Origin of the sequence: Chryseobacterium sp. CY350, assembly GCF_027945075.1 — a bacterium.
In the GTDB taxonomy this organism is placed as follows: Bacteria; Bacteroidota; Bacteroidia; order Flavobacteriales; family Weeksellaceae; genus Chryseobacterium.
On sequence record NZ_CP116034.1, the window covers coordinates 3,320,114 to 3,346,567 of the forward strand.

Sequence of the window (26,454 nt, forward strand, 5' to 3'; positions counted from 1 at the left end):
ACTACAAAATTTAGTTTAAGAGGGTTAAATAAAGCGTTCAACGACCGTTAAAAACTCAATCCCACACCACCGGAAATCCTTCCGCCATCTTCCCCTGTAAAATAATCGACTCTTGCAGAAAACGTTTCCAAGATATTCATCCAAAATCCTGCACCGACTCCTTGATGCCATTTATCGGACTGCTCACCGTCTTTCCAGACTCTTCCCAAATCATAACCAACTAAAATTCCTAAGTTCGTAGGAACGACATTGTTTTTTATTCTTCCGAAATTCCAGCGGATCTCAGAATTGTTGGCGAAATATGATTTTCCTGCAAATCTTTCATTTCTGTAAGCACGCATACCATTGCTTCCGCCGATTGCTGCAGCCTGATAGAATTCAAAGTTATTATTGTTGATGATCATTGCATTGCTGGAGTTGGCAAATACAAATTTCCCTCTCTTATCAATTCTGTGGAATAGGTTTAACCTTCCATTGAAATTGGCGAAGTTTTGTTTAAATTCTGATAGATTGGTTTTCCAACCTGCATTTAAAATCATTTCCAGACCTAAAGTAGGGAAGGCTTTATTGTCTAAATTTTTAAAACTAAATGTATAGTTTGCCCCTGCAAATTGTTGTCCGTTAAAAACTTCAGGATTCACATCCGGAGAAACAGCCACAAAACGGTCATTATTATACTGTACTTTCGAATGTTCAAAATTCAGCTGGAACTGATGTTTTAAATTCAGCCAGCTTGTTTTCGAAATAGATGGCGCGAATTTAATCTGAGAAATACGCACTCTGTTGTAGTCTCTGCTGTCTTCGTCGACATTATTGATGCTTTCATTACCCAAACCGAAGAATGTTCTGGCAAAAAATGGAGTGGTAAACGTCGCGTCAATTCCGGCATCCCAACCTCCAATAGCTTTTTTGAAAATTCCTTTGTATCCCAAATTAAAACCACCCGTTGCCGTATAGAAATTAGCACTTAAACTATGTTTTTGAGTAAAAGGATCGCGAATGAAATTATTGACCGTGTAATTTGATACAATTCCTAAAATCACGCCGTCATCCGGATTAAAATTCGCCATCGGATATCCTGCAAAGAAGTTATATTTCGGGTGCTTCCAATTGTAGGTATTGACATCGTAATCGTCGGTGATATGTTTTGCGGCAGATTTGGCGTTGTAAGTATTTTTTGAAGATTTAAAGTCGTAAATCTTTACCTTCTTTCCGTTTTCTACATTGTAAGTGTCGTGATTGTAACCACCAATTAATCTGATGTTAATCTTAGATTTTCCTTCACCGGAAACTTCATAAAAATCATCGTCTTCCAAACCGTAGATCCAGAGTTCTTTGGTTTTGCTATCATTGTATTTTTTTTCGAAAACCAATCTTTCACCTTCAATTTTGTCTAGCTGATACTGTTTAACTTCAACAGAATTTTCTGATTTAATGATGACAAATTTATCTTTATTTACCGTGCCTGCTAATGGAATTTTTTCCTGTAAAACATCAAAATATTGTGCAGCATAATCTTCTAATTTATCTTTTCTGAGTTTTAGTTTTCTCTGGATATCTTTAATTGTTTCATCCTGAACTTCTTTGGGTAAATTATCAAAAGCACGGTCGATATCGTTATCTGATAAATGTTCCTGAATGTATTTTGCCTGAGTGATCCAGTCTTCCTGATTGGCGTTTTTTAAGAAAATTAAATCGATAGGAAAAGGTTCCATATTCATCCAACGCACGCTTTTAATATCGTCTTTAAATGTTTTCATATGGCGGATCGCGGGGATATTCATGATGACTTTAAAGGCCGTTCCGTCGTAGTTGCTGAATGCCTGATCTCTGTCCCTGGGAATCGGTTTGTAAACTATTTTATTGCCTACTTTATATTCTGCCCATTTCCATTGATCTTCGTGTCTGTCCCAATCGCCGATCAGCATATCAAAAATTCTTGCTCTGATGTAAAGATCCTGATCTACTGAATATTTCCCGTCTTTTCGCATATTTTTCATAACATCTGAAGTTGAAACAATGTCTGTAGCATTATCCAACGACTGCAAGGTTTTGGGATCAGAAGAAAAACGTTCTTCAATCATATACAGTTCGTCACCATAATTTTGATTATACTTTCCTAATGATTTTTGTTTAGGAATATAAAAAAGTTCCGGATTACTGTGAAAAATACCCAGCTTGTCGATCATATTGTTGACGGCAAAGCCCGTAAAAGGATGATTGGTAGTGTAAAAATCAAGCAAAAATCTTTCAGGAAATGTGTTGTTGAGTTCGCTCCCGAAACTATTTTTCTTGAATGCCTGTGCATTTAAAAAACGGACTGCACTTTTCTTGATTCCGCGCATTACAAATTCCTGCCCGTCGTTGGTTTTCAGACGTAAGCTGTTCGACTGGTTTCCGCCACCTTCTCTTACGGGAGAATATCCGGGATTCATGTCTGAAAGATTTTTAGTCTGAACCTCAATCGGAAGTGCGTAATATTTTCTGTAGTGATTTCCCCAAAGCCAACTGTAGAATTTTCCGGCTTTTGTCTGTTTCTCAGAATAAATTGTTGACTTTACGGTTGCAGGTAACGAATCTGGATAATTATTTATAAAATCTTGAGGTTTTTTAAGGACGGAGATCTGCGTCAGTTTTTCAAGCGTATTATTTTTAGTTGAAAAATATTCAACATCAGAACTCAAATCTTTTCTCATATTTAAAACAGCAAATCCGCTTCCACCATAAGAGAAATCAGTTTTCTCAACAATCGTAGCAGGATCGGTTTTAGATGCTGCACCACTGATAATTTGTTTGATATTTTTGTTCTCGTGATACTGAAGATTGTGGTCATGACCTGAAACCAGAATTACATTTTCTTTATCCTGAATAATACTTTTAATTCTATTGGCAAATTCTGCATAATGTGCATTGCTGATGTCTTCCATGCTTGCGCCAGAAGAACTTCGCAAAACATTGATTAAACTTGCAACTCCCGGAACAGGAAGTTTCCCGTGGAAAGAAGAGATATGTGATTTTGCAGAATTAAAACCCGCATGAACTCCCGAACTGATTACAGGATGATGTAAGGCAACAATAATTCTCTTATCCTGATTTTTTGTGATTAAATCTTTGAATTCTGTGTAAAAATCCTCTTTCGTTTTAATATCGCAGCCTTTGTTGATTCCGGGATACTTGTCCCAGTTGATTAAAGCCCATTCAGAATCTATAACGATCAATTTGATATCTTTGGTTAAATTAATATCATCAATCGGACAAGAATTTTTTGGTAGAAAAGCTTTTTTGTCGTTTAAATAAGATTTTACAAATTCTTCCTGAGCTTTCAAACCTTCCAGACCGTGATACCAATCGTGGTTTCCCGGAATGACCAAAGTTTTTCCCTTAAAATTTTTCGTTATAGCCAGTTGGTTTTCCAGTTTTTGTTTAGCTAAAGGATAACCTTTATCACTTTCTTTAGGCATTCCCAACGGATAAATGTTGTCTCCTAAAAACAAAAGCATTGAATTTTTGTCGGCTGAGTCTAATTTGTTTTTAATGAAATTTAAAGTGTTCTGCGCTTGCGGTTCATCTGCATTTCCAGCATCGCCAACGAGGAATATTTTATAATCATTTTCAGTTTTTATTGCAGAATTTCGTATCTCATGCACGTTTTTTCCTTTTTGTACGTTATAGGTTGCACACGAAAACAGAAATCCGGAAAGAAGGATTGTTCTCACGATTGGTAAGAACATTTTTCGATCAAATTTAAAGGATAAATTCATACATTTACATTAAGAAAAATTCAGAAATGAGCGTTTTAAACAAAGCCAAAAATTATGTAGAAAACTTATTCAAAGATAAGTTATCTTCTGTATATTTTTATCATAATTTTATTCATACAACGTACGCTGTCAACAAGGCTGAAGAGATTATCAGTCACTCTGAAGTTTCTGAGGCAGATCGGGAAAAGATCTTGCTTGCATTGTGGTTTCATGATGTAGGTTTCACAGGTTGCGATGCAGAAGGTCATGAGAAAAAAGGAGTGGAGATTCTTACTGAATTTCTTCTTCATGAAAATGCATCGAGAGAATATATTGATGAGGTTTCAAAATTGATTTTGTCAACAGAAAAATATCATCAGCCACAAAACTTTCTTGAGGAAATCATGAAAGATGCAGATTTCAGTCATTTTGCAAGTCCATTTTATCATGATTCTGCAGAAGCTCTGCGAAAAGAATGGGAACTTACAGGTGGAATGTGCTTTTCTAATGACGAATGGAACGTCATGAATGTAGATTTTCTGAAAAACAAGCATAGATATTTTACAGATTATGCAAAAGAAAACTGGGAGCCTCTAAAAATGAAAAATGTAAAAAAGCTGGAAAAAAAGCTTGAAAAAGAAGAAAAACCAAAAAAGGAAAATTCTGATTCTAAAAAAGATAAAGACCAAAAATCTGACAGGAGTGTAGACACACTTTTTAGGATTACTTTAAATAATCATACGAGATTGAGTGATATTGCCGACAGCAAAGCCAATATTTTGCTTTCTGTAAATGCGATTATTATCTCGGTTTGTCTGTCTGTTTTGGTTCCGAAATTAGATACTCCGAAAAATGCCCATTTAATTATACCTACTTTTTTCCTTTTGATTTCGAGTGTTTTAACAATTATTTTTGCCATTCTCTCGACAAAACCAAATGTGACTAAAACTACATTTACAAATAAAGATATTGAAGATCGAAAAGTGAATCTTTTATTTTTTGGAAATTTCCAGCAGATGAAATTTGATCATTATCTGAGTTCCATGCATGATTTGATAAAAGACAGAGATTATATCTACGATTCTATGGTGAAAGATTTGTATTTCCTCGGGAAGGTTTTAGATAGAAAATATAAATTGCTATCAATTACCTACAACATTTTTATGGCAGGAATTATCATTTCTGTACTGTCTTTTGCGTATGCTTTTCTTAGTCTTTAAAGATAAATATTTAAACGAAAGAAACCCTCAAAGCTAACAAACCTGTAATTCCCTGAAGATCTTCAACTCTTAGAAATTCAACATCAGCTTTCAAGACATTTAGTTTTTGAAGTCTGTTGATATATTGTAAATATTCACGTTGGTTTTCCATTCCGAAATAGACGATTGTGATTTTTCCCGGACAAGTAATTCTTTCTGCGGAATCTTTCACGTGAGCTTTCTCCAATCTTTTCTTAATGATTTCAAAATTAGAATTGAAAGCGCCGTCTACATCAAAACGCTTCTCATCCATTCGGAAGCGGATGTCTATTTTTTCGTTATAAACAAAAATTAAAGATGCAATGTCAAGTGAGATTGGGAGATCTTTTTTGAATAAATCAAACTCATGCTCCATTGTACAGATTGTCTCAAGCTGCCAATATCTCAGTTCGTGAACAAACTTTGATGAATATGGCATTTCCGGAGCAATATTATGACCAATGTAGAGATTGTGCTCTACGCCATCAGATTTAAATCTTTCAAAATAATGCGGAAATATTTCCTGAGCAACAGCCTGTTTTTGATCTAAAATATCTGCCAGCTTACGGTTAAGAAGAGTTATAGAATCATCTAAATTTTTTCGGTTGGCATAAAAAAGATCATTTTGTGTAAAAACCTGACTGAAATAGTTTTTGATTTTAGCTTTGATATTTTCATCAGTTTTTATTTCTAACTGACCTTGGAGAAATGGATGAATTTCTTCTCGTAAAAATCGCTGAAATCTCTGTTCGGTATCTGCTTTGATCTCGTTGTTGAGTTCGTTTTCAAAAATATCCAAAGCCAGAGAATATTTTTCTGTTTCTGATGAATTTAAAAGAATCATAACTTCACAAATTCCGTCGATCTGCTGATTAAGATCTTCAAGCATCAGATTGTAGCGCTTTTCTGAAGACGCACGAATATCTGAGAAACTGAATAAAGGTGTCAGATTTTTAAACGAAATCTCTTTTAAAGTATATATTTTTTTTGAGAGAAAAGCATTAAAATAGCGTTCGGCTTCGTTTCTGAATTTCCAGATTACGCTGTCATGAATGGTTGTATATTCCCGTTGGATAATGGCCTCAATCTGATTATTTCTTTCGTAAGAAAACCTGCTGAGGGAGAAAATAATCATCTCGGCTACAAACTCAAGCTTTTTCAGTTTTAATCCGTTGAGACTGTTATGAATAGGCGAAGTAAACTCCATGATCGCGAGCAGTTCACCATCTTTCATAATAGGAATCACCATGAAACTATTGATCTGATTGTCTTTCAGAATGCTAAATGACGGCAGTTTTTTTATTTCATCATCAAGTTTGTCGACATTAGAAACTACAATTGGTTTTGAGTTGTAAGTTATATTTTCAAAAGCTGTTTTGCGAATTTCTTCATCAAAAGTATTTAGCCAAAAATCTAAAAGATAATTGGTGAAAACATTTTCGTAAATCGGAAGTTTTTCGAGTCTTTTATTTTTCGTATTAAAGAGCATTAAACCAAAATTAAGCTCCGCGACGTCGAAGTACGATTTGAAAATTTCCTGCAGATTTTCATCAGGAGCCGGATTTTGAGGATCGATTCTGATGAGCGTAGATTTCAGATCAGAAAGGGCAACTTCCGAAGTGCAGTCTACTAAAGAAATGATGCTGAAACCATTTAAGATCCAGGATTCAAGAGGGAAATGTTTTTTCCAGAGATGTATATCGTCTAAATTTTCTAAAAGAATATCTAAAATTTCTTCATCAGGAATTACTGTGCCTTCAGCCGGATACACATCACTGAAATCTGAGTTGACAGTGATTTTATAATGTTTAATAATTCCGTCTTTGTTAGGAATGTCGTAATAGAAAGGGATCGTAACTTTGATGTCTTTTTTCAGATAGGTCTGCAAAATAAGGCAGCAGCAGAAAACATAATATTCGTCATCGCTGATGTCTCTGAATTCTATTTCAAAATCTTTTCCGGCATCATTTAAAATATTCTGAAATCTTTCGGTGTAATTGAATGTAATATTGGTAAGAGGAATTCCTGCGGCCTTAATCTCATTCCGAGTCAATCCTGTGGGAAAGAGATCTGCAAGCAAAAGTCTGATTAGGTCGCGATGTTTTTCAAATAGAGACAAATCCTGAAAACCGTCTCGTAATTCTTTAAAATTTCTTGTTTTTTCGATCAGGGATTGTGCGTAAGTTGCTCGATATTCCAGCCGATCGTTATATCGAATATGTTCTAAAACATCCAAATATTTTTTGAACGATATAAAAACCTGAAACGGACTTTCTTTCTTGTAAAGATTTGACAAAATGAAAAAATTGTAAAGGTAAAGGTATGAAAAAAGGATTTTTTAAAGAGGTTGCAAAAGCAAATTAAAGTAGTGATATATTAAATCAATCAATTCTAATTTAGTGCTCAGCTAATCGCACTCCTTATGCAATTATAGTGAATTACTTTTTTGGCTTTAGAGAAAAGTTATCAACGTAAACAGCCTGATGAATTCCATTTAATAAAACTTTCAGACCAAGATTTGAATCCTTCTTTAAGTTAATGTCATAAGTTTTTTTTCCTGATGTTATTTTTGAAGGTTTAGTTATAGAAACAAAAGATTTTACATCGCTGATGTTATGAGTTGAGAAAATATCTAGTGTGGTTTCTCCGCCATTATCTGAAATATCAAAAGTTAATATATACTTACCTGCTTTAATTTTTGGGGTGGTTATATACATGTTCTCTTGTGGATTCGTCACTGAGTAAAATACAATTTTCTTGTCACTTGCATACAGCATCGCTTTTCCTTGGTGAGCAGTCCAGCATTTATTAATTTCTTTCCATGCATCGAAATTTTCTGTAATCGAGCTTACCGTTTTGCATTGTGCGTTTGCTGTCAGAAATCCTCCGAAAGCTATTATTCCTGTGAGTGCAATTATTTTTTTCATAGAGAATTTTTAGATATTGTTCGATATATCTTTACTAATATTATCATTTACAGAGACGTTTGCAAACCTGTAAATACTTTGTAAAGATAAAAAAATACGGTCGTAATTAAACTTTGAAAAATACCGTTGATGTAAGAAAATTTTAAATTATTGTTTGTTTCTGTAGATTGTTGTGAATTGGAAATGTTTATTCTAACTCATTTGATCATCATCAGAATGAAGGACAATATTTTGATATTTGTCAAAAAAAAAGCGCAACCTCAAAGATGCGCTTTTATATATATGAAGATAGTTTTTTATAATCCAAACTGTTTTGCAAACAAATCAGGGTAAACTCCCAAAACTACCAATGAAGCGATAATAAGTACTGCTACGATATTGTAAGTTATGGTTACTTTCTCTGAAGTTTTGAAAGTGGTTTCTTTAAAGAAGAACATTGCAATAATCAGTCTTAAATAATAAGCAATAGAAATTGCCGAACCTAAAACCGCTACGATCACTAAGAAAGTATTGTCATCTTTCGTCAACGCCTGAGCAAACAATGAGAATTTACCCATAAACCCTGCAGTCAAAGGAATTCCTGCCATTGATAGTAAAGAGATAGTTGCTACAACAGCCAATAGAGGTTCTGTTTTTGCCAATCCTTTGAAAGCTCCGAAAGAAGTTTCTCGCTTGATTTTTTCTACCCAAATTAAACACATAAAAACTCCAACTGTGGATAGTGAATATGCGAATAAGTAGAAAGCTAATGTGTACGTCGAAAGTGCATTCATTCCGAAGAAAACCAACCCGATATATCCTGCATGAGATACTGACGAGTACGCCAACATTCTTTTTGCATTCGTTTGTGCAAGTCCCATTACATTGGCAAGAACCAAAGTGATGATTAGGAACACACCAAGAATATTAATCCATTCAGCAGTTACGCCAGAGAATCCGATGGTCATTAATCTGAATAAAGCGAAGAAACCTGAGATTTTCACAACACTTGCCATGAAAGCAGTGATTAATGAAGGTGAACCAGCATAAACATCCGGACTCCACATGTGGAACGGTGCTAAAGCTACTTTAAACGACATCGCACAAAGCATTAGGATCACTCCTAAAATCAACATGATGTTTTTAGGATTCGTAATCGTGAATTCCTGAATTCTATATAAATCGAAAGTTCCTGTACTTCCGTAGATAAATGCGATACCAAACAACAAGAAACCTGTTGCAAATGCACCCATCAGGAAATATTTAATCGAAGCTTCGTTTGATCTTAAATCTGTTTTGTTCGCTCCAGCCATTACATACAACGGAATAGAAAGAATTTCAATGCCTAAGAATAAAGTTACTAAGTTTTGGAAACCGAAAAGGATAATTCCACCACAAAGAGCAAAAAGCATCAAGGCATACAATTCTGACTGATGGCTTCTATGATTGCTGAATGCAAAACCTCCAAGGAAGAACAACAGTAATGTCGTTACCAAAGATATTTTAGTAAACAACGCAGTGTTTGCGGTGTAGTCATACATGTGTCTGTATTGCGCAAAAAATGAAGCTTCCGGTAAGAAACTCACGTACAATGCAATGATTAATCCAAAAATCCCAATGTATCTTGCGAATTTTCCTTGCTCAAAAACTCCCGAAAATAACGCAGCAACTGCAGTTAGGAAAACAATAATTAAAACACTCATAATTTATATTTGAGATTGGAGATCGAAAGGTTTAAAAATCAAGTTGTTAGTTTAAGTTTAAAGTTGTCAAATTCAGTCTTTAAAATCTTTATCTATTTTCTTTTCTCTTTAATCTGTACGCTCTCTGAATAATTCTTAATCTTTTACTATTTAAATTTAGTTAATCATTGAAGTAAAAATAAACTTCAGTGAACTACTTACCATATCAATGACCGGCTGAGGAAAAACTCCTAAGACAATTACAAATACTGCAATACTTGCCAATACCGAAAATTCTACTGCTGACAAATCTTTTGCTGTACTTAAAACTGCTTCGTCACCTTGTCCGAACATTGCTTTTCCGTAGAATCTCAATAAATAAACTGCACAAAGAATAACGGTAAGACCGGCAATTACTGAAGCCAGTACATTAAAGTCGAAAATCGATTTAATCAAAATGAATTCTCCGATGAAACCATTGGTCAATGGAACTCCCATTGAACCTAATATGATAATCAAAAACAAAACGGCAAACTTAGGAGCAACTTTCGCCAAACCTCCCATCTGTCGGATGTCTCTTGATTTAAATCTTTTGTATAAAATATCTGCACAGAAAAATAAACCTGCGACGTTAATACCGTGAGCAAATGTCTGTACCAAAGCTCCTTCAGCTCCTTCAATAGTAAATGTTCCTCTCAATGTAAGAACTGCAGAAGAGAAAATACCCGCCACCATCAATCCAACGTGAGAGAAAGAAGAATACGCAATGATTCTTTTCATATCGGTCTGGATGATAGCGATCAATGCTCCGTGAACAATTCCTACAATCGCTAAGATGATTACAATCTGTCCGGAAATTCCGAAGATTGCAGTTGGTGTGATCGGAATCAGATAACGAAGTACACCGTAGATTGCCATTTTAAGCATGATCCCAGATAACAACATAGATCCTTGAGTAGGAGAGTAGGTATAAGTATCCGGCTGCCAAGTGTGGAATGGGAAAACCGGAAGTTTTACTGCAAATGCAAAGAAAATAAACCAGAAAACAACGATCTGTTGAGTTTCACCGAGGTTTGCGTTATACAAATCTGTTAAAGCAAATGATGCTGAATGATTGTAAACGTAGATTAAACCTGCCAGCATAAACAAAGATCCTACGAAAGTATACACGAAGAATTTTGTAGTGAACTCCAGTCTTTTGTTTTCCTGCCCCCAAAGTGCGGCGATAAACCAGATCGGAATCAAAGTAACTTCCCAGAAAATGTAGAATAATAATCCATCTAAAGCGGTGAAAACACCAACCAGTCCGAATTGCATCAGCAAAATCAGACCGTAGAAAGAATTTTTATAGCTTACATTTTCATTAAAAGATGATAAAATAATGATCGGCATCAAAATATTGGTCAGCAATAAAAGAAGCAAGCTCATTCCGTCAATTCCGAAATGAAGGTTACTTTTTATAAATTGTGACCAAGGATAGTTGATCTCGTACTGCAATACGCTGTCTACGGTTGGATTAAAATCAAAATCCGAAACAACGTAAAATGTAAGCAGCATTTGAATCAAAGCAATTCCTAATGCCAGGTATTTGCTGGAAGTATTCCTCCATGCAAAGACCAATCCCGAACCTACTAGAGGTAAAAGTAATAATGTTAATAGTAAATAAGACATTATTGTAATATAAAGTTAACAATTAATATAATTCCCACAGCTAAAGACATGATCAGAATGTAGTTTTCTACATTTCCGTTCTGTATACGCTTCATCGATCTCCCGCTGTCCTCAGCGCCTTCCCCGATGTAATCAACAAAACGATCCAGAACGCCTTTGTCAAACATTTTTCCGCCACGTCCTAGTCCTTCAACAGTTTTCACAATCAATGCATTGTAAAGTTCGTCAACATACAATTTCTTAGCAGATAGTTTTTCCCATCCTGTATAATCGTCTTCAGCGATAGCTCTTTTTTTCTTATTTACATAAGTGTTTTTCACGACAAACCAAACTGCAAAAAACATGGCAACAGTTGCTCCTAAAAGAATAAATTCAGTGCTTTCTGCTACTCCTGTAAGTGTAGTTTCCATTTGCTTAAAGCTTTCTTCTGTCAAAACAGGTTTCAGCCATTCCATTAATTTAGCATAATGACCGTGACCAATGAAGTGTGGAAGGTTTATAAAACCTCCAAGCACTGAAAGAACTGCCAAAACAATTAACGGTAAAGTCATACTTGTAGGACTTTCGTGTAAATGATGTTTTTGATCATCGGTACCTCTGAAATCTCCGTGGAAAGTCAGGTAATACAGTCTGAACATATAAGTTGCAGTAACAGCTGCTAAAATGAAGAGCATTACCCAGTAAATAGGGTTTTTAGCATAAGCCGCTACCAAAATTTCGTCTTTTGAAATCATCCCTGATAATAAAGGGAATCCTGAAATAGCTAAAGTCCCAATTAGGAAAGTTGCGTGAGTGATTGGAATATATTTTTTCAAACCTCCCATGAAACGCATGTCCTGTTCATTGCTCATTGCGTGGATTACAGAACCTGCACCCAAGAATAACAAAGCTTTAAAGAAAGCGTGTGTCATTACGTGGAACATGGCTGTTGTATAAGCTCCCAAACCTAAAGCGATAAACATAAAGCCAAGTTGTGAAACTGTAGAATATGCCAATACTTTTTTGATGTCGTTCTGACGAAGTGCGTAGAAGCCTGCCAATGCCGCAGTTAAAAATCCGATTAATAAAATTCCGTCCTGTACGGTTGGCGCTAAAGTAAATAAGAAATTAGATCTTACCACTAGATAAATACCTGCCGTTACCATCGTCGCCGCGTGAATCAATGCTGAAACCGGAGTCGGACCAGCCATCGCATCAGGTAACCATGTATATAAAGGAACCTGAGCAGATTTTCCGGTAGCACCGATAAATAAACTCGCTGTGATAAATATGATGATCGTTCCGTCTAATTCAAATTTCCCTGCGTTTTGAGCGACCGTTAAATAATCGACTGCATTTGTCTGAGAAGCAATCATAAAGATTCCGATCAACAAAGCAAGGTCACCAATTCTGTTCATGATGAAAGCTTTTCTTGCTGCTTTTCCATATTCTTCGTTGGTGTACCAAAAACCAATCAATAAATAAGAACACAAACCTACACCTTCCCATCCAATGAATAAGATTAAGTAGTTGCTTCCCATTACCAAAAGTAACATTGAGAAAATAAATAAATTTAGATAAGTAAAAAACTTATAGAAACCTTTATCATGACTCATATATCCGATAGAGTAGAGGTGAATCAAAGATCCGATTCCTGTGATGATCATCACCATCATTAATGACAGCTGGTCAATCTGGAAACCGAAATTAATCTGAATTCCGTTGACTCTGAACCATTCAAAAGCCTTTACGATTACGGGCTGGCTTTCAGAATCGAAATTCAGAAATAAGCTTACCGCAATACAGAACGATCCGAAAACAGCAATGGTAGCCAAGCTTCCAACAACTATTTTTGGAATATTTTTTCCGAATAAACCGTTAATAAGAAAACCTAAAAGTGGTAAAAGTATTATTGCATAGACTAAATTCTCCATTCTTTATCCTCTTAATTTATTAAATATACTTACATCCACAGAACGTGTATTTCTGTAGAGCATCGCAATAATTGCTAAACCTACAGCAACTTCTGCAGCAGCAACCACCATAATGAAGAAAACTAAAAGTTGTCCGTCACTGTTCCCGTTGTATGCTGAAAATGCAGCCAACAAAAGGTTTACAGAATTAAGCATAAGCTCCACACAACCCAAAATTACAATCGCGTTTTTTCTCAGCAATACTCCCAAAACCCCAAGACAGAACAATACTGACGAAAGGATAATGAAATATTCCAAAGGGACGCTTTGCATAAAAGTATTTACTTCTCCCATAATTTATAAATCTTTTTTACCGATTAATACCGCACCTACAATACCTGCTAAAATCAGGATGGAAGCAAGCTCAAACGGCAAAACATATTCGTTGAATAAAAGTCTTCCCAGATTCTTTGTAAGACCAACGCCTTTGTCTACGTTTTCTACGACCACATGCTGCTCCTGAACTCCTCTGAAAACACCTAAAACCCCAATTAATAAAAGACCTGCTGTAAAAACTCCAACAAACTTTAAAGTATTGTTCTTCTTACTTTCGTCTTCTTTATTAAGGTTAAGCATCATCAGGATATAAAGGAATAAAACCATGATCGCACCTGCGTAAACGATGATCTGTATGATGGCCAAAAACTGAGCATTCAGAAGAATGTACATGCCGGCGATTGAAAACATTGTAACAATTAATGACAGAATAGCGTAGAGAGGATTTCTCGCAAATACGAAGTAAACCGCACTTGACACTGCTAAAAATGCCACCAAGAAAAATAAAAACTGATCCATTATTTTACCGCATTTTTTTGTTTCTCGGACTGTCTTTCTGTGATGTCAATCCTTTCATTAATTTTTTCAACCAATTTATCTTTTCCATAAATGAAAGAACCTCTGTTGGTTTCTACATCTACCAAACGGTCTGTCAAATAAATTGCAGATTTCGGACAAGCCTCTTCACACATTCCGCAGAAAATACATCTCAACATATTGATTTCATATACTGATGCATATTTTTCTTCTCTGTAAAGATCTTTTTCTTCTCTTGTTCTTTCAGCAGCGGTCATCGTGATTGCTTCAGCAGGACATGCCACTGCGCACAATCCACAAGCTGTACATCTTTCTCTGCCTTCTTCATCTCTTTTCAGAACATGCTGACCTCTCCAAATTTCGGTTCTCGGCTTTTGTACCTCAGGATAAGAATAAACATTAGGAGCACGTTTTACAACGGTTCTCACAGCATGCTTAAAAGTAATCCCCATTCCCTTGAAAATCGCCGGAAGGTAGATTTTCTCAGAAAAGGTCATTTCTTTATTTGAAACAACTTTTGATCTGTTTGTAAGTTTCATTTATTTATAGATATTAGATGTTAGACATTAGATTTTAGACTAATCTTGTCTTTTATCTTAATTTATATTAAATTAATTAATTTCCAAAAGCTAAAATTACAGCTCCTGTAATCATCAGGTTAACCAATGCCAATGGAATTAATGTTTTCCATCCTAAGTGCATCAACTGGTCATATCTGAATCTTGGCAGCGTCCATCTGATCCACATAAAGATCAAAATTCCGACAATTGTTTTTGTTAAAAATGCTACGATACTTAAAATTCCCGCTGCATTTTCTCCCCAGTTCTGAGTAACCCACTCAATACCAGGATAGTTGTAACCTCCGAAGAAAAGAACAACGATAAATGCATTAGAAATAAACATGTTCACATATTCACCAAACATATACAATCCTAACTTCATTGAAGAATATTCTGTAGAATATCCTGTAACCAATTCAGATTCACACTCCGGCAAATCGAAAGGGTGACGGTTGGTTTCTGCCAAAGCCGATACAAAGAAAATTAAAAATGCTAAAGGTTGGTAAAGTATATTCCAGTTTAATCCGTCTATCTCAAAAAGACCCCAGATTTTCCCTGAAGTCTGCGTTTCGGTAATTACTTTTAAATCTAAACTTCCAGTCATCATGATGATAGAAAGTAGAGCAAGACCCATCGCCAATTCGTAAGAAATCATTTGTGAAGAAGCACGGATGGCACCCAGTAATGAATATTTGTTGTTGGAAGCCCAGCCTCCGATCATAATTCCGTACACTCCGATAGAAGCCATACCAATAATGAATAGAACACCTACATCAATATTAGCTACTTGTAAATCGAAAGATTCACCACCAATATTCAAGGTTTTACCCCAAGGAATGACCGCTCCGGTAATCAATGAAATAAACATCACCAATGCAGGTCCCAATACAAAAAGAAATCTTTCTGCATTTTGAGGTGTAAAATCTTCTTTAAAGAAAAATTTCCCTCCATCTGCAAGAGGCTGCAGCAAACCGAATGGCCCAGATCTGTTTGGTCCGATTCTGTCCTGCATGATTGCTGCCACTTTTCTTTCCGCCCAGGTAGAGTAGGCTGCTATCGTTAATGATAACAGGAAAAGCGCCAGTACAAGTATTAATTTAAATGTAAGTAAATCCATTTTTTATTTTAGATATTAGAAATTAGAATTTAGAAATTAGTGGCTAGATTAAATCTGTTCTCTAATGTCTGAAATCTGATGTCTTTAAAATTATTTTTCGTCTTTTTCGCTGATTTCTTTTGCCATCGGATTGTCTAAAACTCTTAACTCGTCTTTAGGCTTCTCATAATGGTTTAATGAAATAACCGAATGTCTATCGATATGTCTCGGGCCTTCAATGTTCCAGTCTGACAATGATTTTCTCTCGAAACGGCAAGTGTCGCAGATAAATTCTTCAACTTCGCCCCATTGGTCTTTTCTTGCAGTTACTCTTACCACTTCGTCACCTTTTAGATAAACAGTAGCTTTACCTGAACATTTATCACATTTACAAGAACCGTTCATTGGTTTTGTAAACCACACTCTGCTTGTAAAACGTGCAGTTCTGTCAGTTAATGCTCCAACCGGACAAACGTCGATTACGTTTCCGATGAAATCGTTATCCAAAGCTTTATTTAAATAAGTTGAAATTTCCGCGTGATCTCCTCTGAATAAAATTCCGTGCTCACGCTCACCAGTTAACTGATTTGCTGCTAAAACACATCTTGCACACAAGATACAACGGTTCATATTCAATTTAATATTCGGACCTAAGTCGTCTGCATCATACGTATTTCTCTCGAAATCGGTTCTTGTATCCGGATTTCCGTACTCGTAGCCTAAATCCTGAAGGTGACATTCTCCTGCCTGATCACAAACCGGGCAATCTAACGGGTGATTCACCAGCAAAAATTCAGTAACTGCTTTACGGCCTTCCTGTGCTTTATCTGAAGAAAGGTTTTTCACTTCCATCCCGTCCATCACATTTGTTCTGCAGCTTGCTACCAATTTCGGCATCGGTCGCGGATCTGCCTCCGAACCTTTTGAAACTTCTACCAAACATGTTCTGCATCTTCCGCCACTCGCTTCTAATTTGCTGTAATAGCACATTGCTGGTGGTACAGATTTTCCGCCAATTTGTCTTGCCGCCTCCAAAATTGAAGTTCCAGGAAAAACTTCAGCAGTCTGTCCGTCTATCGTTATTTTAAATTTTTTAACTTCTTCGCTCATATTTACAATCTTGTTAATCCATCTGCAATTTCGTCAAAAGCATCTGTAACTTGTTGGACTTTTTCTCTATATTGAGGAGTATTTAAGTTGTGTCTCTGTAATAAAGAATTATTAAATTGAACAATTGGAATTCCTTCAGTTTCTGATAAAACTTTTAATTGATTAAAATCTGCAATCTGACCTATTACAAATGGTTCTTTATCAGGAAAAAGTCTATTAAAATCTGTTTGAGAAATTCCCATATTATTAATTCCTACTAAACTTGTCATTGTTTCTGATGTAGCATCATTTATTTTAATTTCCCAATCACGAAATCTTCTAGCACTTTGAGTCTCATTTCCATTAGGACGAGATGTAAGTCTGAAATTTTGAGAAACAATTCCTAAAAATTTTGGAGCTGGTGGTAGATTAACTAGACTTCTTGTTGATGTTCTGAATCTAGAAACTCTACTTGTCCAATCATTTAAAATTGTAGGAAAAAGTTTAATTGTTTCATGACAAAATAATCCTGGAATAATAGGAGATATTATATAATTAGATGACATTACAAGAACTTGATTTAATGCTCCTGCACTTGGTGAAAGATCAATAAAAACATAATCATAGTTATTTGATATATAATCTCGAAACATGGTAACAAATGCACGTGGAATATGACTCAACGTATCCTCGTTGATGCTTAACGCTAAAGATAGTGAAGATTCTCTTGATGTAAAAGCAATATGCCCCATTAATAAATCTAAATTTTCAGATTTATTATAAAACCTTTTCTCAATGCTTTGATCAGATACAGTAAAATATTTATCTACTATACTGTTGATGTCCCAATATTCATTGCTTTCTATTTTATCATCATAATTTTGATCAGCTTCAAAATTTTCCTCAGCAAAACCTCTTACAAAATAAGTTAGATTGCATTGAGGATCAGCATCAATCATTAATACACGTTGTCCTCTTTTAGCTAAACTTGCTGCTAAGTTATAAGTGAAAGTAGTTTTACCTACACCACCTTTGTGATTATAAATGCTTACAATTTTTGCCATTTTTATTTATTAATTAAAATCAAATTACTTTGATCTTTTTGCTGTATTAAAAGTATATCCGATTCCAAAATTGAATTGTGCATATACAAAATCCTGAGAAGCTTTATCGGGCTTATTGTTCAGGGTAGTTTTAATATCCGGCAGATTGATGTATCCTAATTTTCCTTCTGCCTGAAGTACGATATGTTTAATTAAAATCACACTTAACGCCGCTCTCGCGTCTAATCCAAAACCTGCCAAATGAAATCTGTCACTTCTTTCATTTCCCATCAGCTGAACGTTTGATTTCGGTAATAAAGCACCTAATCCTCCTCCGTAACTCGCAAAAACAGCAATATGTTTTTTATTTAAAACTTCATGATACTTCTGAGCTCCAATATTGATATAATTAAGACCGTCCGTATGTTCAAATGTCAAAAATTCTCCACTGTCCAGGTTTACTTTTCCATCATTCACCATTCCTGCATATTTGGGATCATTGATGTATCCCTTCAAATCTACAATTTGTCTTTGATCCATCACATATTTCATATGATCCATCCCTAAAGTAATTCCTAAATTATCTTTCGGAAAATAGGTGATCCTGTAATTAACCTGGGGAATCGTAATGCTTCCCGGATTAAAATAAGTTCCCCAGTCAAATTTGGTCTGTCTGTCATGTGCCACGACATTATCCAATTGAAAATCATATCCATCACCCTTAAAGTGAATGTCTGATTTTGAATATTTTGCATTATTCCATCCCCAAAACACTAAGAAGCTTCCTTTTTTGAAAACTCTGTTGTTTTCCCCCTGTTGTTGTCCTTTTAAATCAACTGAACTGAATCCGATTAATAGTAAAAGAACGATTATATTTTTCAATTTGTGTCGTTAACTTTAGTTGCTTGCAGCTACCGGAATTGGGTCTGCATAATTAGCCAATCCGTAGTTTTGTGTTAAACATAATTCAGGATTTTTCACATGCCATTCAAATTCATCTCTAAAGTGACGAATTGCTGCTGCTACTGGCCATGCTGCCGCATCACCTAATGGACAAATAGTATTTCCTTCGATTTTTCTCTGAATATCCCAAAGTAAATCGATGTCTTCCATCTTTCCTTCTCCTTTTTCTATTTTCTTTAAAATCTTGTGCATCCATCCCGTTCCTTCACGGCAAGGAGTACATTGTCCGCAACTTTCGTGGTGATAAAATCTCGCCAAAGTCATGGTATGTTCTACAATACACTGGTCTTCATCTAAAACGATAAAACCTCCTGAACCCATCATTGTTCCGGTAGCAAAACCACCGTCAGCAAGAGATTCATAGTTCATATATCTTGGTTCACCATTTACAGTTTTCAATAATAAATTTGCCGGAACAATCGGAACTGAACTTCCTCCAGGAATGCAAGCCTTCAACTTTTTACCATTTGGAATTCCGCCACAGTATTCATCAGAATAGATAAATTCTTCAACCGTAATGGTCATGTCGATTTCGTAAACTCCTGGCTTATTGATATTTCCGCACGCAGAAATTAATTTTGTACCTGTCGATCTTCCAACACCGATTTTAGCATATTCCGCTCCTGTAATATCGATAATAGGAACAATTGCTGCGATAGATTCAACGTTGTTGACAACCGTTGGTCTTTCCCAAAGTCCTTTTACAGCAGGGAATGGTGGTTTCAATCTTGGGTTTCCTCTTTTACCTTCAAGAGATTCAAGCAAAGCTGTCTCTTCACCACAAATATAAGCTCCACCACCTCTCTGAACATAAATTTCACAATCGAAACCTGTTCCTAAGATGTTTTTACCTAAAAATCCTGCAGCTTTAGCTTCTTCAATCGCTTCCTCTAAAATATCAGGAATCCATGAATATTCTCCACGGATGTAGATATATGATACATTTGATCCTAATACAAATGATGAAATCAGCATTCCCTCAATCAAAAGATGAGGAAGAAATTCCATTAAATATCGGTCTTTAAAAGTTCCCGGTTCCGATTCGTCTGCATTCACTACCAAGTGTCTTGGAACTCCTTCAGGTTTTGCCAGAAAGCTCCACTTCATTCCTGTCGGGAAACCTGCACCACCACGACCACGAAGACCTGAAACTTTTACTTCTTCAAGAATTTCTTCGGGAGTCATTTTCAAAGCTTTTTCTGCTGCGGTGTAACCTCCCTGTTTACGGTAAGTTTCAAAGTAGCGAATGCCTTCGATGTGTGCGTCTTTAAGTAAAAGTTTTTTACTCATTTTTAATTATGCTTTTAGCGAATGGCTTCTACACTTCGACAAGCTCAGTGTGACAGCTTTACGCCTTTTTTTAATTAGTTTAAAATTTATTTAGCCTAAATCAACCTGTCCTTCTCTGCAAAGATCAAGGATTTCGTCTACTTTTTCTATGGTTAAATTTTCGTGATAGAATTTTCCTAACTGCAACATTGGAGCGTATCCACATGCACCAAGACATTCAGCTGGTTTCAATGTGAACATTCCGTCTGCAGTAGTTTCACCGTCTTTAATGTTCAGTTTTGTTCTGATGTGGTCTAATATTTTTTCGCTTCCACAAACCATACAAGGTCCGGTTCTACAAACTTCCAAAACATATTTCCCAACAGGTTTCATATTGAACATCGTATAGAAAGTAGCTACTTCATATACCTCGATTGGTTTAATACTCAATAATTCAGCAACATAATCCATCACGGGAACGTCTAACCAACCTCCAAATTCCTTCTGTGCAATATGCAACACAGGAAGAAGAGCAGATTTTTGTCTTCCCTCAGGATATCTTGCCATGATTTTATGTACCTGCTGTAAACTCTCCGGTTTAAAAGCTATTGTTTCGCTCATACTTAAAGATTTTAGATTTTAGATTTTAGATTTTAGATGAAATCTTTGTTCTAATAATCCTATCAATTTTATTATTTTTAATTTGAACTAATTCAAATTTATATTAATGATTTCGATTAATTTATAATTTATAATTCAAAATCTATAATTTTAATTATGCGTCTAATTCTCCCGCAATGATATTCATACTACACATGGTAACGATCGCATCAGAAATTACTGAACCTGTAATCATTTCAGGATAAGCCTGATAATATATGAAGCACGGTCTTCTGAAGTGTAGTCTGTAAGGTGTTCTACCGCCATCACTTACCAAATAGAATCCTAATTCTCCATTTCCGCCTTCTACTGCGTGGTAAACTTCTCCTTTCGGAACATCAGTTTCACCCATTACAATTTTGAAATGGTAAATAAGAGCTTCCATTTTCTGATAAACGTCTGCCTTTTCAGGAAGATAGAAATCAGGAACATCTGCGTGGAATGGCCCTTCAGGAAGATTATCGTAAGCTTGATTAATGATTTTTAATGATTCCCAAATTTCCTGTTGGCGAACCATAAAACGGTCGTAAGTATCACCCGCAGTTCCTACAGGAATGATGAAATCAAAATCTTCGTAAGAAGAATAAGGTTCTGCAACTCTTATATCATAATCAACACCTGCTGCACGTAAATTTGGGCCTGTAAAACCATAGCTTAAAGCTCTTTCAGCTGAAATTGCTCCCGCGCCGATGGTTCTGTCCATAAAAATTCTGTTTCTTTCTAATAATTGACCAAATTCTGCAAATCTAGCTGGGAAAGTTTTTAGGAAGTCTTTCAGTAATTCATGGAATTTTGGAGTGAAATCTCTTTCAAAACCTCCAATTCTTCCCATATTTGTGGTCATTCTTGCACCACAAATCTGCTCGTACATATCGTAAATACGTTCTCTTTCGATGAACATATACGTCAATCCCGTAATTGCACCTGCATCCATTCCGGTAACTCCGTTACATATCAGGTGGTCACCGATTCTTGCCAATTCCATTAAAATAACACGCATATAGTCTACACGTTTAGGAACTTTAATACCAATCAGTTTTTCAACCGTCATGTGCCATCCCAAGTTATTGATAGGAGCAGAACAGTAATTCATACGGTCTGTAAGGGTAGTGATCTGAGAATAATTTCTTCTTTCAGAAATTTTCTCAAAAGCTCTGTGAATGTAACCAACCGTCTGCTCAGCATGAAGAATTCTTTCTCCATCCATCGTTAAAACGTTTTGGAAAATTCCGTGTGTTGCAGGGTGAGTAGGACCAAGATTCAGGGTATATAACTGTCCGTCAATCTGTTCGTTACTTTCGTGCTGGTTAAGTATATTAGATAATGAGTTATCTTTCATATTTTAAATGCTTTAGGCTATAGGCTTTAGGCTCTAAGCTTATGGCTTATTGCTTACTGCTTATTGCATTATTTTATCTTCCGAACATTGCATCGTCTTTGTCGGTTCTTGTACCGTCTTCCAATCGATATTCTTTCAACATTGGGTGGTATCCTAGATCTTCCATATTTAAAATAGGTCTAAGATCCGGGTGACCTTTAAATTTAATTCCGTAGAAATCAAAAGTTTCTCTTTCCATCCAGTTAGCTCCTGCATACAATTCTGTAAGAGAATCTACCTCAATATTTTCTCTTGACATGAAGATTTTCAGACGTAATCTGAAATTGGTCATCATATTTTGTAAGTGATAAACTACACCTATTTCCTTTTCCGGAAATTCTGGGTAATGGATTCCACAAACATCTGTAAGAAAATTAATTTCTAAAGATGAATCTTTCAAATAATGAATGATTTTTTTGATATCTTCTTTTCTAACCTCAATGGTCAGCATTCCGTAAGGTTCTGAACTTGAAATTACTGTTTCAGGAAACTCTCTGGTAATTGCTTCTAATACAAATTCGTTTGTCATTGCCCTCCGTTGCTAATGTTATAAGAGTCTAATAAATGCTGATATTCTGGTGTGTCTCTTCTTCTGATGCTTTCGCTTTCTGCCAAAGCCTGAACCTGCATAACACCTTCAATAATCTGCTCCGGTCTTGGCGGGCATCCAGGAACATAAACGTCTACAGGAATGATTTTATCAATACCCTGCAAAACAGAATAGCTGTCAAAAATACCTCCGCTACAAGCACATGCTCCTACGGCAACTACCCATTTCGGTTCAGCCATTTGAGTATAAACTTCCTTTAAAACAGGACCTAATTTTTTTGAAATTGTTCCGCAAACCATCAGCATATCTGCCTGTCTTGGTGAGAAAGAGTTCCTTTCCATACCAAACCTTGATGCATCATAAGTTGGGTTTAGGGTCGCCATAAATTCGATGCCACAACAAGAAGTTGCAAAAGGTAAAGGCCAAAGTGAAAACTTCCTTGCCATCCCGATTACACTGCTCAGTTTTGTTGCAAAAAAACCTTCTCCTTCAAATCCTTCGGGAGCCGGTGCATCTGTTCTTATAATTGGTTTTTGATCTGACATTTGATTGATTTTAAGATTTTAATTTAGATGATAAATCGCTGTTAACGTTAATTTTGATGTCATTAAGTTTATCTAAATCTCTTATTTAAAATTATGATTGAATTATTTATCCCAATCTAGTGCGCCTCGTTTCCAGACATAAAAAAATGCGAGGAAGAAGATAGCAACAAAAGTAAGAACAGCGAAGAAACCTTCGAGGCCAAACTCTCTGAAATTTACTGCATATGGATAAAAAAATACGATTTCGATATCAAACAATACAAAAAGTACTGCCGTCAAGAAATATTTAATAGAAAATGGAGTTCTGGCATTTCCTTCAACAGGAATACCACATTCCCAGCTGGAGTTCTTTACAGAATTCCCTTTTTTCTGCTGTGGACCCAAAAAATGAGCGCCAAGCAAAGAAATAGCAACAAAACCAATGGCTACACCGGCTTGTATGAGTATCGGAATATAACTTTCGGGTAAATTCATTTTTACATTATTATCTCAAGTTGCAAATTTAGGCAATAAACAATAAAGCATGAAATTAATCAACTTAAAAGTCTGATGAAATTGAGGAAAACCGATAATTTAGAATCAATAAAAATAGCGGCTATTTCTTCATTTTTTTAAGCAGAGCAAATGCCATGAACGCGATGTAACCAAATAAGATGCTTGCATAAAGAATATTAACAACTGTATTTGTGCGGTCATCGTCTATCTCGAAAAATAGGTTGTAAGCGATAAATCCCGCAATCAAAACAGCAAAAAAAATAAGATGAATTTTCATGCTAAAATTTTAAAGAATATGTTCTTCTTCTTTTGTGATTTACAGGATTGTAATCTTGCCACAAAACCTGTACGCTTTTGTTTTCCTCCAGTTCGGGGTTTGTTTCTGCAAAATCGATTCCCATGTTATTGAAACGAACGAAAATCTCTTTAAATATAATAGCAGTCACGCCGCGTCTCTGGTATTCCGGGTGAATTCCTATCAGGTAAAAGTTTGCTCTGTCATTTTTCTTTTGAGCCTGCAGGAAATGCCACCATCCAAATGGAAAAAGTTTGCCTTTTGCCTTTTGCAATGCTTTAGAATAAGAAGGCATCGTTACGGCAAAAGAAACCAACTCGTCATGCTCGTCAACTACGCATATCACATAGTTTTTAGCAATCATAGGGAAAAACTTTTCTTTATAGGTTTTGATCTGTTCTTCGGTAATCGGGGTGTAAGTCGAAAGGTGTTTGTAGGTTTCGTCTAGTAATTTAAACATTGGCTTTACGTAAGGAATAATCTCTTCCTTGTTTTTGAAATTCAATACTTTAAGATTGTACTTTTCCGCTATTAGTTTACTGAATTTTTCAACTTTGGGAGGAAGAATTTTGGGAAAATTCATTTCAAACTCTACCCATTCTTTTTCTTTTGTTAATCCTAAATTTTCAATATGCCTAGGGTAATATTCATGGTTGTAAATCCCTATCATTGTAGCGATTTTTTCAAACCCGAAAGTTAGCATTCCTGCCTTGTCAAGATTTGTGAATCCCATTGGTCCTTCAATGTTGTCGATTTGGTGTGATTTAGCATAATCAATAACGGTATCAATCAATGCTTTAGAAACTTTTTCGTCATCAATAAAATCAATCCACCCGAAACGTACTTTTTTTAGACCAAGTTCTTTTTCTTCTTTACGATTAATGATGGCTGCTATTCGGCCAACTACTTTATTGTTTTTATACGCCAGAAACTGCTTTGCTTCAGAATATTGCAATGCAGGATTTTCCTGAGAATTCCACACATTTAATTCATCTTTAATAAAAGATGGTACATAATAAGGATTGTTTTTGTACAAATCCATCGGTAATCTTACAAATTGTTTTAATTCGGCAGGTGTTTTTACTTCAAGAATTGAAACTTCTGACATAGTATTTCGGGTAAATTCAACCACAAATATAATTAATAATTGTTAATACTTTGGCACAATTATTACATCCCTTTATAGAATTGTTTATATAAAAATTCAGAAAAAATGACAGGTTATTATCTTATTATAGGAATCTCAATGCTCGTCAGCTGGTTTGTTTCCTCAAGATTGAAATCTAAATTTGAGCACTATTCTAATGTACATCTCAGAAACGGACTTTCCGGTAAAGAAGTGGCAGAAAAAATGTTGAGAGACAATGGTATTCATGATGTGCAGGTTATTTCGGTTCCCGGGCAGTTGACAGATCATTACAATCCTGCCGACAAAACAGTCAATCTTTCAGAAGCTGTTTACATGCAGAGAAATGCGGCAGCTGCGGCAGTGGCAGCTCATGAGTGTGGTCACGCAGTGCAACATGCGGTTGGATATTCGATGTTGCAATTACGATCGAAATTGGTCCCCGTGGTAAGTATTAGTTCGAATCTTATGCAATTTGTTATCATGGGAGGTATTGTTCTGATGGTAATGAGCGGAAACAAAATAGTTCTTTTCGTAGGCGTAATTATGTTTGCTTTAACGACTCTTTTCGCATTTATCACTCTTCCAGTAGAGTATGACGCAAGTAACAGAGCGATGAAATGGTTAAAAGACACAGGAACTGTGACCGTTGAGGAATTTGTGGGCGTAAAAGATAGCCTGAAATGGGCTGCTCGTACTTATGTAGTGGCAGCGATTGGCTCTCTCGTTCAGCTCCTTTATTTTGCATCGCTGTTGATGGGTGGCAGAAGAGATTAGAAATCTTTAAAATCGAATACAATATTTTGCATCTCAGATAATTTTTCTGAGATGCTTTCTTTTTGTGCAGTTTTCAAGGTGGCTGTGAGAATGCAATTTTCATTTGCATCAAAATTCAATACTTTTGCATCATATTTTGAAAGTAAAGTAAAAATTACATTTTGCTGATTGAAGCTGAACTTAATTTCAATCTCAGTTTCTAATTCTTTGGTGATGATTTTGGCTTCCTCTAAAGTGATTTTTGCACATTCTTTGTAAGCTTTTACCAAACCGGAAACACCCAATTTCGTTCCACCATAATAACGCACGCTTATTACTAATACATTGGTTATTTCGTTGGCTAATAGCTGATTATAAATTGGCAAGCCTGCGCTTCCGGACGGCTCTCCGTCATCATTTGCACGGTAATTTTCTCCATTTAAGCCCATTCTTAAAGCATAGCAGTGGTGTGTCGCTTTTGGATGTTCTGCTCTTATTTTTTCTAAAGCATTTTTGAGATCAGTTTCATTGTTTATAGGAAAAGCAAAACCAATAAATTTGCTTCCTTTCTCTTTGAGAAGCATATTTTCAACTGGTTTTTCAATGGTCTTATATTCGTGGAGCATG

At 35.7% G+C, this 26,454-nt stretch carries 24 protein-coding genes; 2 read left to right on the plus strand and 22 right to left on the minus strand.

Annotated elements, in window-relative coordinates; all coding sequences use genetic code 11:
• Positions 1 to 47: 47 nt before the first annotated feature.
• Complete coding sequence (locus tag PGH12_RS15530; RefSeq protein WP_267598362.1) at positions 48 to 3,761, minus strand: metallophosphoesterase; 3,714 nt, start codon at positions 3,759 to 3,761, stop codon at positions 48 to 50.
• A gap of 26 nt (positions 3,762 to 3,787) precedes the next feature.
• Between PGH12_RS15530 and PGH12_RS15535 the strand changes: the two genes are divergently transcribed.
• A complete protein-coding gene (locus tag PGH12_RS15535) occupies positions 3,788 to 4,960 on the plus strand; it encodes a Pycsar system effector family protein (protein ID WP_267598363.1) in 1,173 nt (390 codons plus the stop codon).
• Between the two features lie 10 nt (positions 4,961 to 4,970).
• Here the strand turns inward: PGH12_RS15535 and PGH12_RS15540 are convergent, their stop codons facing one another.
• The 20 genes from PGH12_RS15540 to PGH12_RS15635 form a co-directional block, all read right to left on the minus strand.
• Positions 4,971 to 7,274, minus strand: a complete 2,304-nt coding sequence (locus PGH12_RS15540) for a GAF domain-containing protein (RefSeq protein ID WP_267598364.1) — start codon at positions 7,272 to 7,274, stop codon at positions 4,971 to 4,973.
• A gap of 142 nt (positions 7,275 to 7,416) precedes the next feature.
• Positions 7,417 to 7,905: a hypothetical protein gene (locus PGH12_RS15545; RefSeq protein ID WP_267598366.1), complete on the minus strand. Its 489-nt coding sequence runs from the start codon at positions 7,903 to 7,905 to the stop codon at positions 7,417 to 7,419.
• A 296-nt stretch (positions 7,906 to 8,201) separates the two neighbouring features.
• Entirely contained in the window at positions 8,202 to 9,587 is a 1,386-nt protein-coding gene (locus PGH12_RS15550) for an NADH-quinone oxidoreductase subunit N (protein ID WP_267598367.1), read from the minus strand.
• 156 nt (positions 9,588 to 9,743) lie between these two features.
• A complete protein-coding gene (locus PGH12_RS15555; RefSeq protein ID WP_267598368.1) occupies positions 9,744 to 11,237 on the minus strand; it encodes a complex I subunit 4 family protein in 1,494 nt (497 codons plus the stop codon).
• A complete protein-coding gene (gene nuoL, locus PGH12_RS15560) occupies positions 11,237 to 13,150 on the minus strand; it encodes an NADH-quinone oxidoreductase subunit L (protein ID WP_267598369.1) in 1,914 nt (637 codons plus the stop codon). The genes PGH12_RS15555 and nuoL overlap by 1 nt, the downstream gene beginning before the upstream one ends.
• 3 nt (positions 13,151 to 13,153) lie before the next feature.
• Entirely contained in the window at positions 13,154 to 13,483 is a 330-nt protein-coding gene (nuoK, locus tag PGH12_RS15565; protein WP_047447237.1) for an NADH-quinone oxidoreductase subunit NuoK, read from the minus strand.
• Positions 13,484 to 13,486: 3 nt separating this feature from the next.
• Positions 13,487 to 13,984 (minus strand): NADH-quinone oxidoreductase subunit J family protein, encoded by a 498-nt coding sequence (locus PGH12_RS15570; RefSeq protein ID WP_047447235.1) that lies wholly within the window; start codon positions 13,982 to 13,984, stop codon positions 13,487 to 13,489.
• Positions 13,984 to 14,541, minus strand: coding sequence for a NuoI/complex I 23 kDa subunit family protein (locus tag PGH12_RS15575; protein ID WP_267598371.1), 558 nt, complete (start codon positions 14,539 to 14,541; stop codon positions 13,984 to 13,986). Before PGH12_RS15575 ends, PGH12_RS15570 begins: the two co-directional genes overlap by 1 nt.
• Before the next feature lie 76 nt (positions 14,542 to 14,617).
• A complete protein-coding gene (gene nuoH, locus PGH12_RS15580) occupies positions 14,618 to 15,679 on the minus strand; it encodes an NADH-quinone oxidoreductase subunit NuoH (protein WP_229985866.1) in 1,062 nt (353 codons plus the stop codon).
• A 90-nt stretch (positions 15,680 to 15,769) separates the two neighbouring features.
• A complete protein-coding gene (locus PGH12_RS15585; protein ID WP_267598373.1) occupies positions 15,770 to 16,768 on the minus strand; it encodes an NADH-quinone oxidoreductase subunit G in 999 nt (332 codons plus the stop codon).
• A 2-nt stretch (positions 16,769 to 16,770) separates the two neighbouring features.
• Positions 16,771 to 17,811 carry a ParA family protein gene (locus tag PGH12_RS15590; RefSeq protein ID WP_267598374.1) on the minus strand — a complete coding sequence of 347 codons (1,041 nt, stop codon included), beginning with the start codon at positions 17,809 to 17,811 and terminating at the stop codon, positions 16,771 to 16,773.
• Positions 17,812 to 17,835: 24 nt separating this feature from the next.
• Entirely contained in the window at positions 17,836 to 18,672 is an 837-nt protein-coding gene (locus PGH12_RS15595) for a hypothetical protein (RefSeq protein WP_267598375.1), read from the minus strand.
• A gap of 15 nt (positions 18,673 to 18,687) precedes the next feature.
• Complete coding sequence (gene nuoF / locus PGH12_RS15600) at positions 18,688 to 20,043, minus strand: NADH-quinone oxidoreductase subunit NuoF (RefSeq protein ID WP_267598377.1); 1,356 nt, start codon at positions 20,041 to 20,043, stop codon at positions 18,688 to 18,690.
• Positions 20,044 to 20,133: 90 nt separating this feature from the next.
• Positions 20,134 to 20,643, minus strand: a complete 510-nt coding sequence (locus PGH12_RS15605; RefSeq protein WP_047447219.1) for an NADH-quinone oxidoreductase subunit NuoE family protein — start codon at positions 20,641 to 20,643, stop codon at positions 20,134 to 20,136.
• A 154-nt stretch (positions 20,644 to 20,797) separates the two neighbouring features.
• On the minus strand, positions 20,798 to 22,021 hold the full coding sequence (gene nuoD / locus PGH12_RS15610) for an NADH dehydrogenase (quinone) subunit D (protein ID WP_267598378.1): 1,224 nt from the start codon (positions 22,019 to 22,021) through the stop codon (positions 20,798 to 20,800).
• Between the two features lie 73 nt (positions 22,022 to 22,094).
• Positions 22,095 to 22,589 carry an NADH-quinone oxidoreductase subunit C gene (locus PGH12_RS15615; protein ID WP_267598379.1) on the minus strand — a complete coding sequence of 165 codons (495 nt, stop codon included), beginning with the start codon at positions 22,587 to 22,589 and terminating at the stop codon, positions 22,095 to 22,097.
• The gene (locus PGH12_RS15620; RefSeq protein WP_267598380.1) at positions 22,586 to 23,155 is read right to left on the minus strand and encodes an NADH-quinone oxidoreductase subunit B; all 570 of its coding nucleotides are present in this window, start codon (positions 23,153 to 23,155) and stop codon (positions 22,586 to 22,588) included. Before PGH12_RS15620 ends, PGH12_RS15615 begins: the two co-directional genes overlap by 4 nt.
• A gap of 102 nt (positions 23,156 to 23,257) precedes the next feature.
• Positions 23,258 to 23,629 carry an NADH-quinone oxidoreductase subunit A gene (locus tag PGH12_RS15625; protein ID WP_267598381.1) on the minus strand — a complete coding sequence of 124 codons (372 nt, stop codon included), beginning with the start codon at positions 23,627 to 23,629 and terminating at the stop codon, positions 23,258 to 23,260.
• A gap of 121 nt (positions 23,630 to 23,750) precedes the next feature.
• Positions 23,751 to 23,927, minus strand: a complete 177-nt coding sequence (locus PGH12_RS15630) for a hypothetical protein (RefSeq protein ID WP_267598382.1) — start codon at positions 23,925 to 23,927, stop codon at positions 23,751 to 23,753.
• Position 23,928: 1 nt separating this feature from the next.
• Complete coding sequence (locus tag PGH12_RS15635) at positions 23,929 to 25,053, minus strand: GTP cyclohydrolase (protein ID WP_267598385.1); 1,125 nt, start codon at positions 25,051 to 25,053, stop codon at positions 23,929 to 23,931.
• Positions 25,054 to 25,158: 105 nt separating this feature from the next.
• Here PGH12_RS15635 and PGH12_RS15640 point away from each other — a divergent pair, with 105 nt between their 5' ends.
• Positions 25,159 to 25,848, plus strand: a complete 690-nt coding sequence (locus PGH12_RS15640; protein ID WP_267598386.1) for a zinc metallopeptidase — start codon at positions 25,159 to 25,161, stop codon at positions 25,846 to 25,848.
• Here the strand turns inward: PGH12_RS15640 and PGH12_RS15645 are convergent.
• Positions 25,845 to 26,453, minus strand: coding sequence for an IMPACT family protein (locus PGH12_RS15645; RefSeq protein WP_267598387.1), 609 nt, complete (start codon positions 26,451 to 26,453; stop codon positions 25,845 to 25,847). The genes PGH12_RS15640 and PGH12_RS15645 overlap by 4 nt on opposite strands.
• Between the last annotated feature and the right edge of the window lies 1 nt (position 26,454).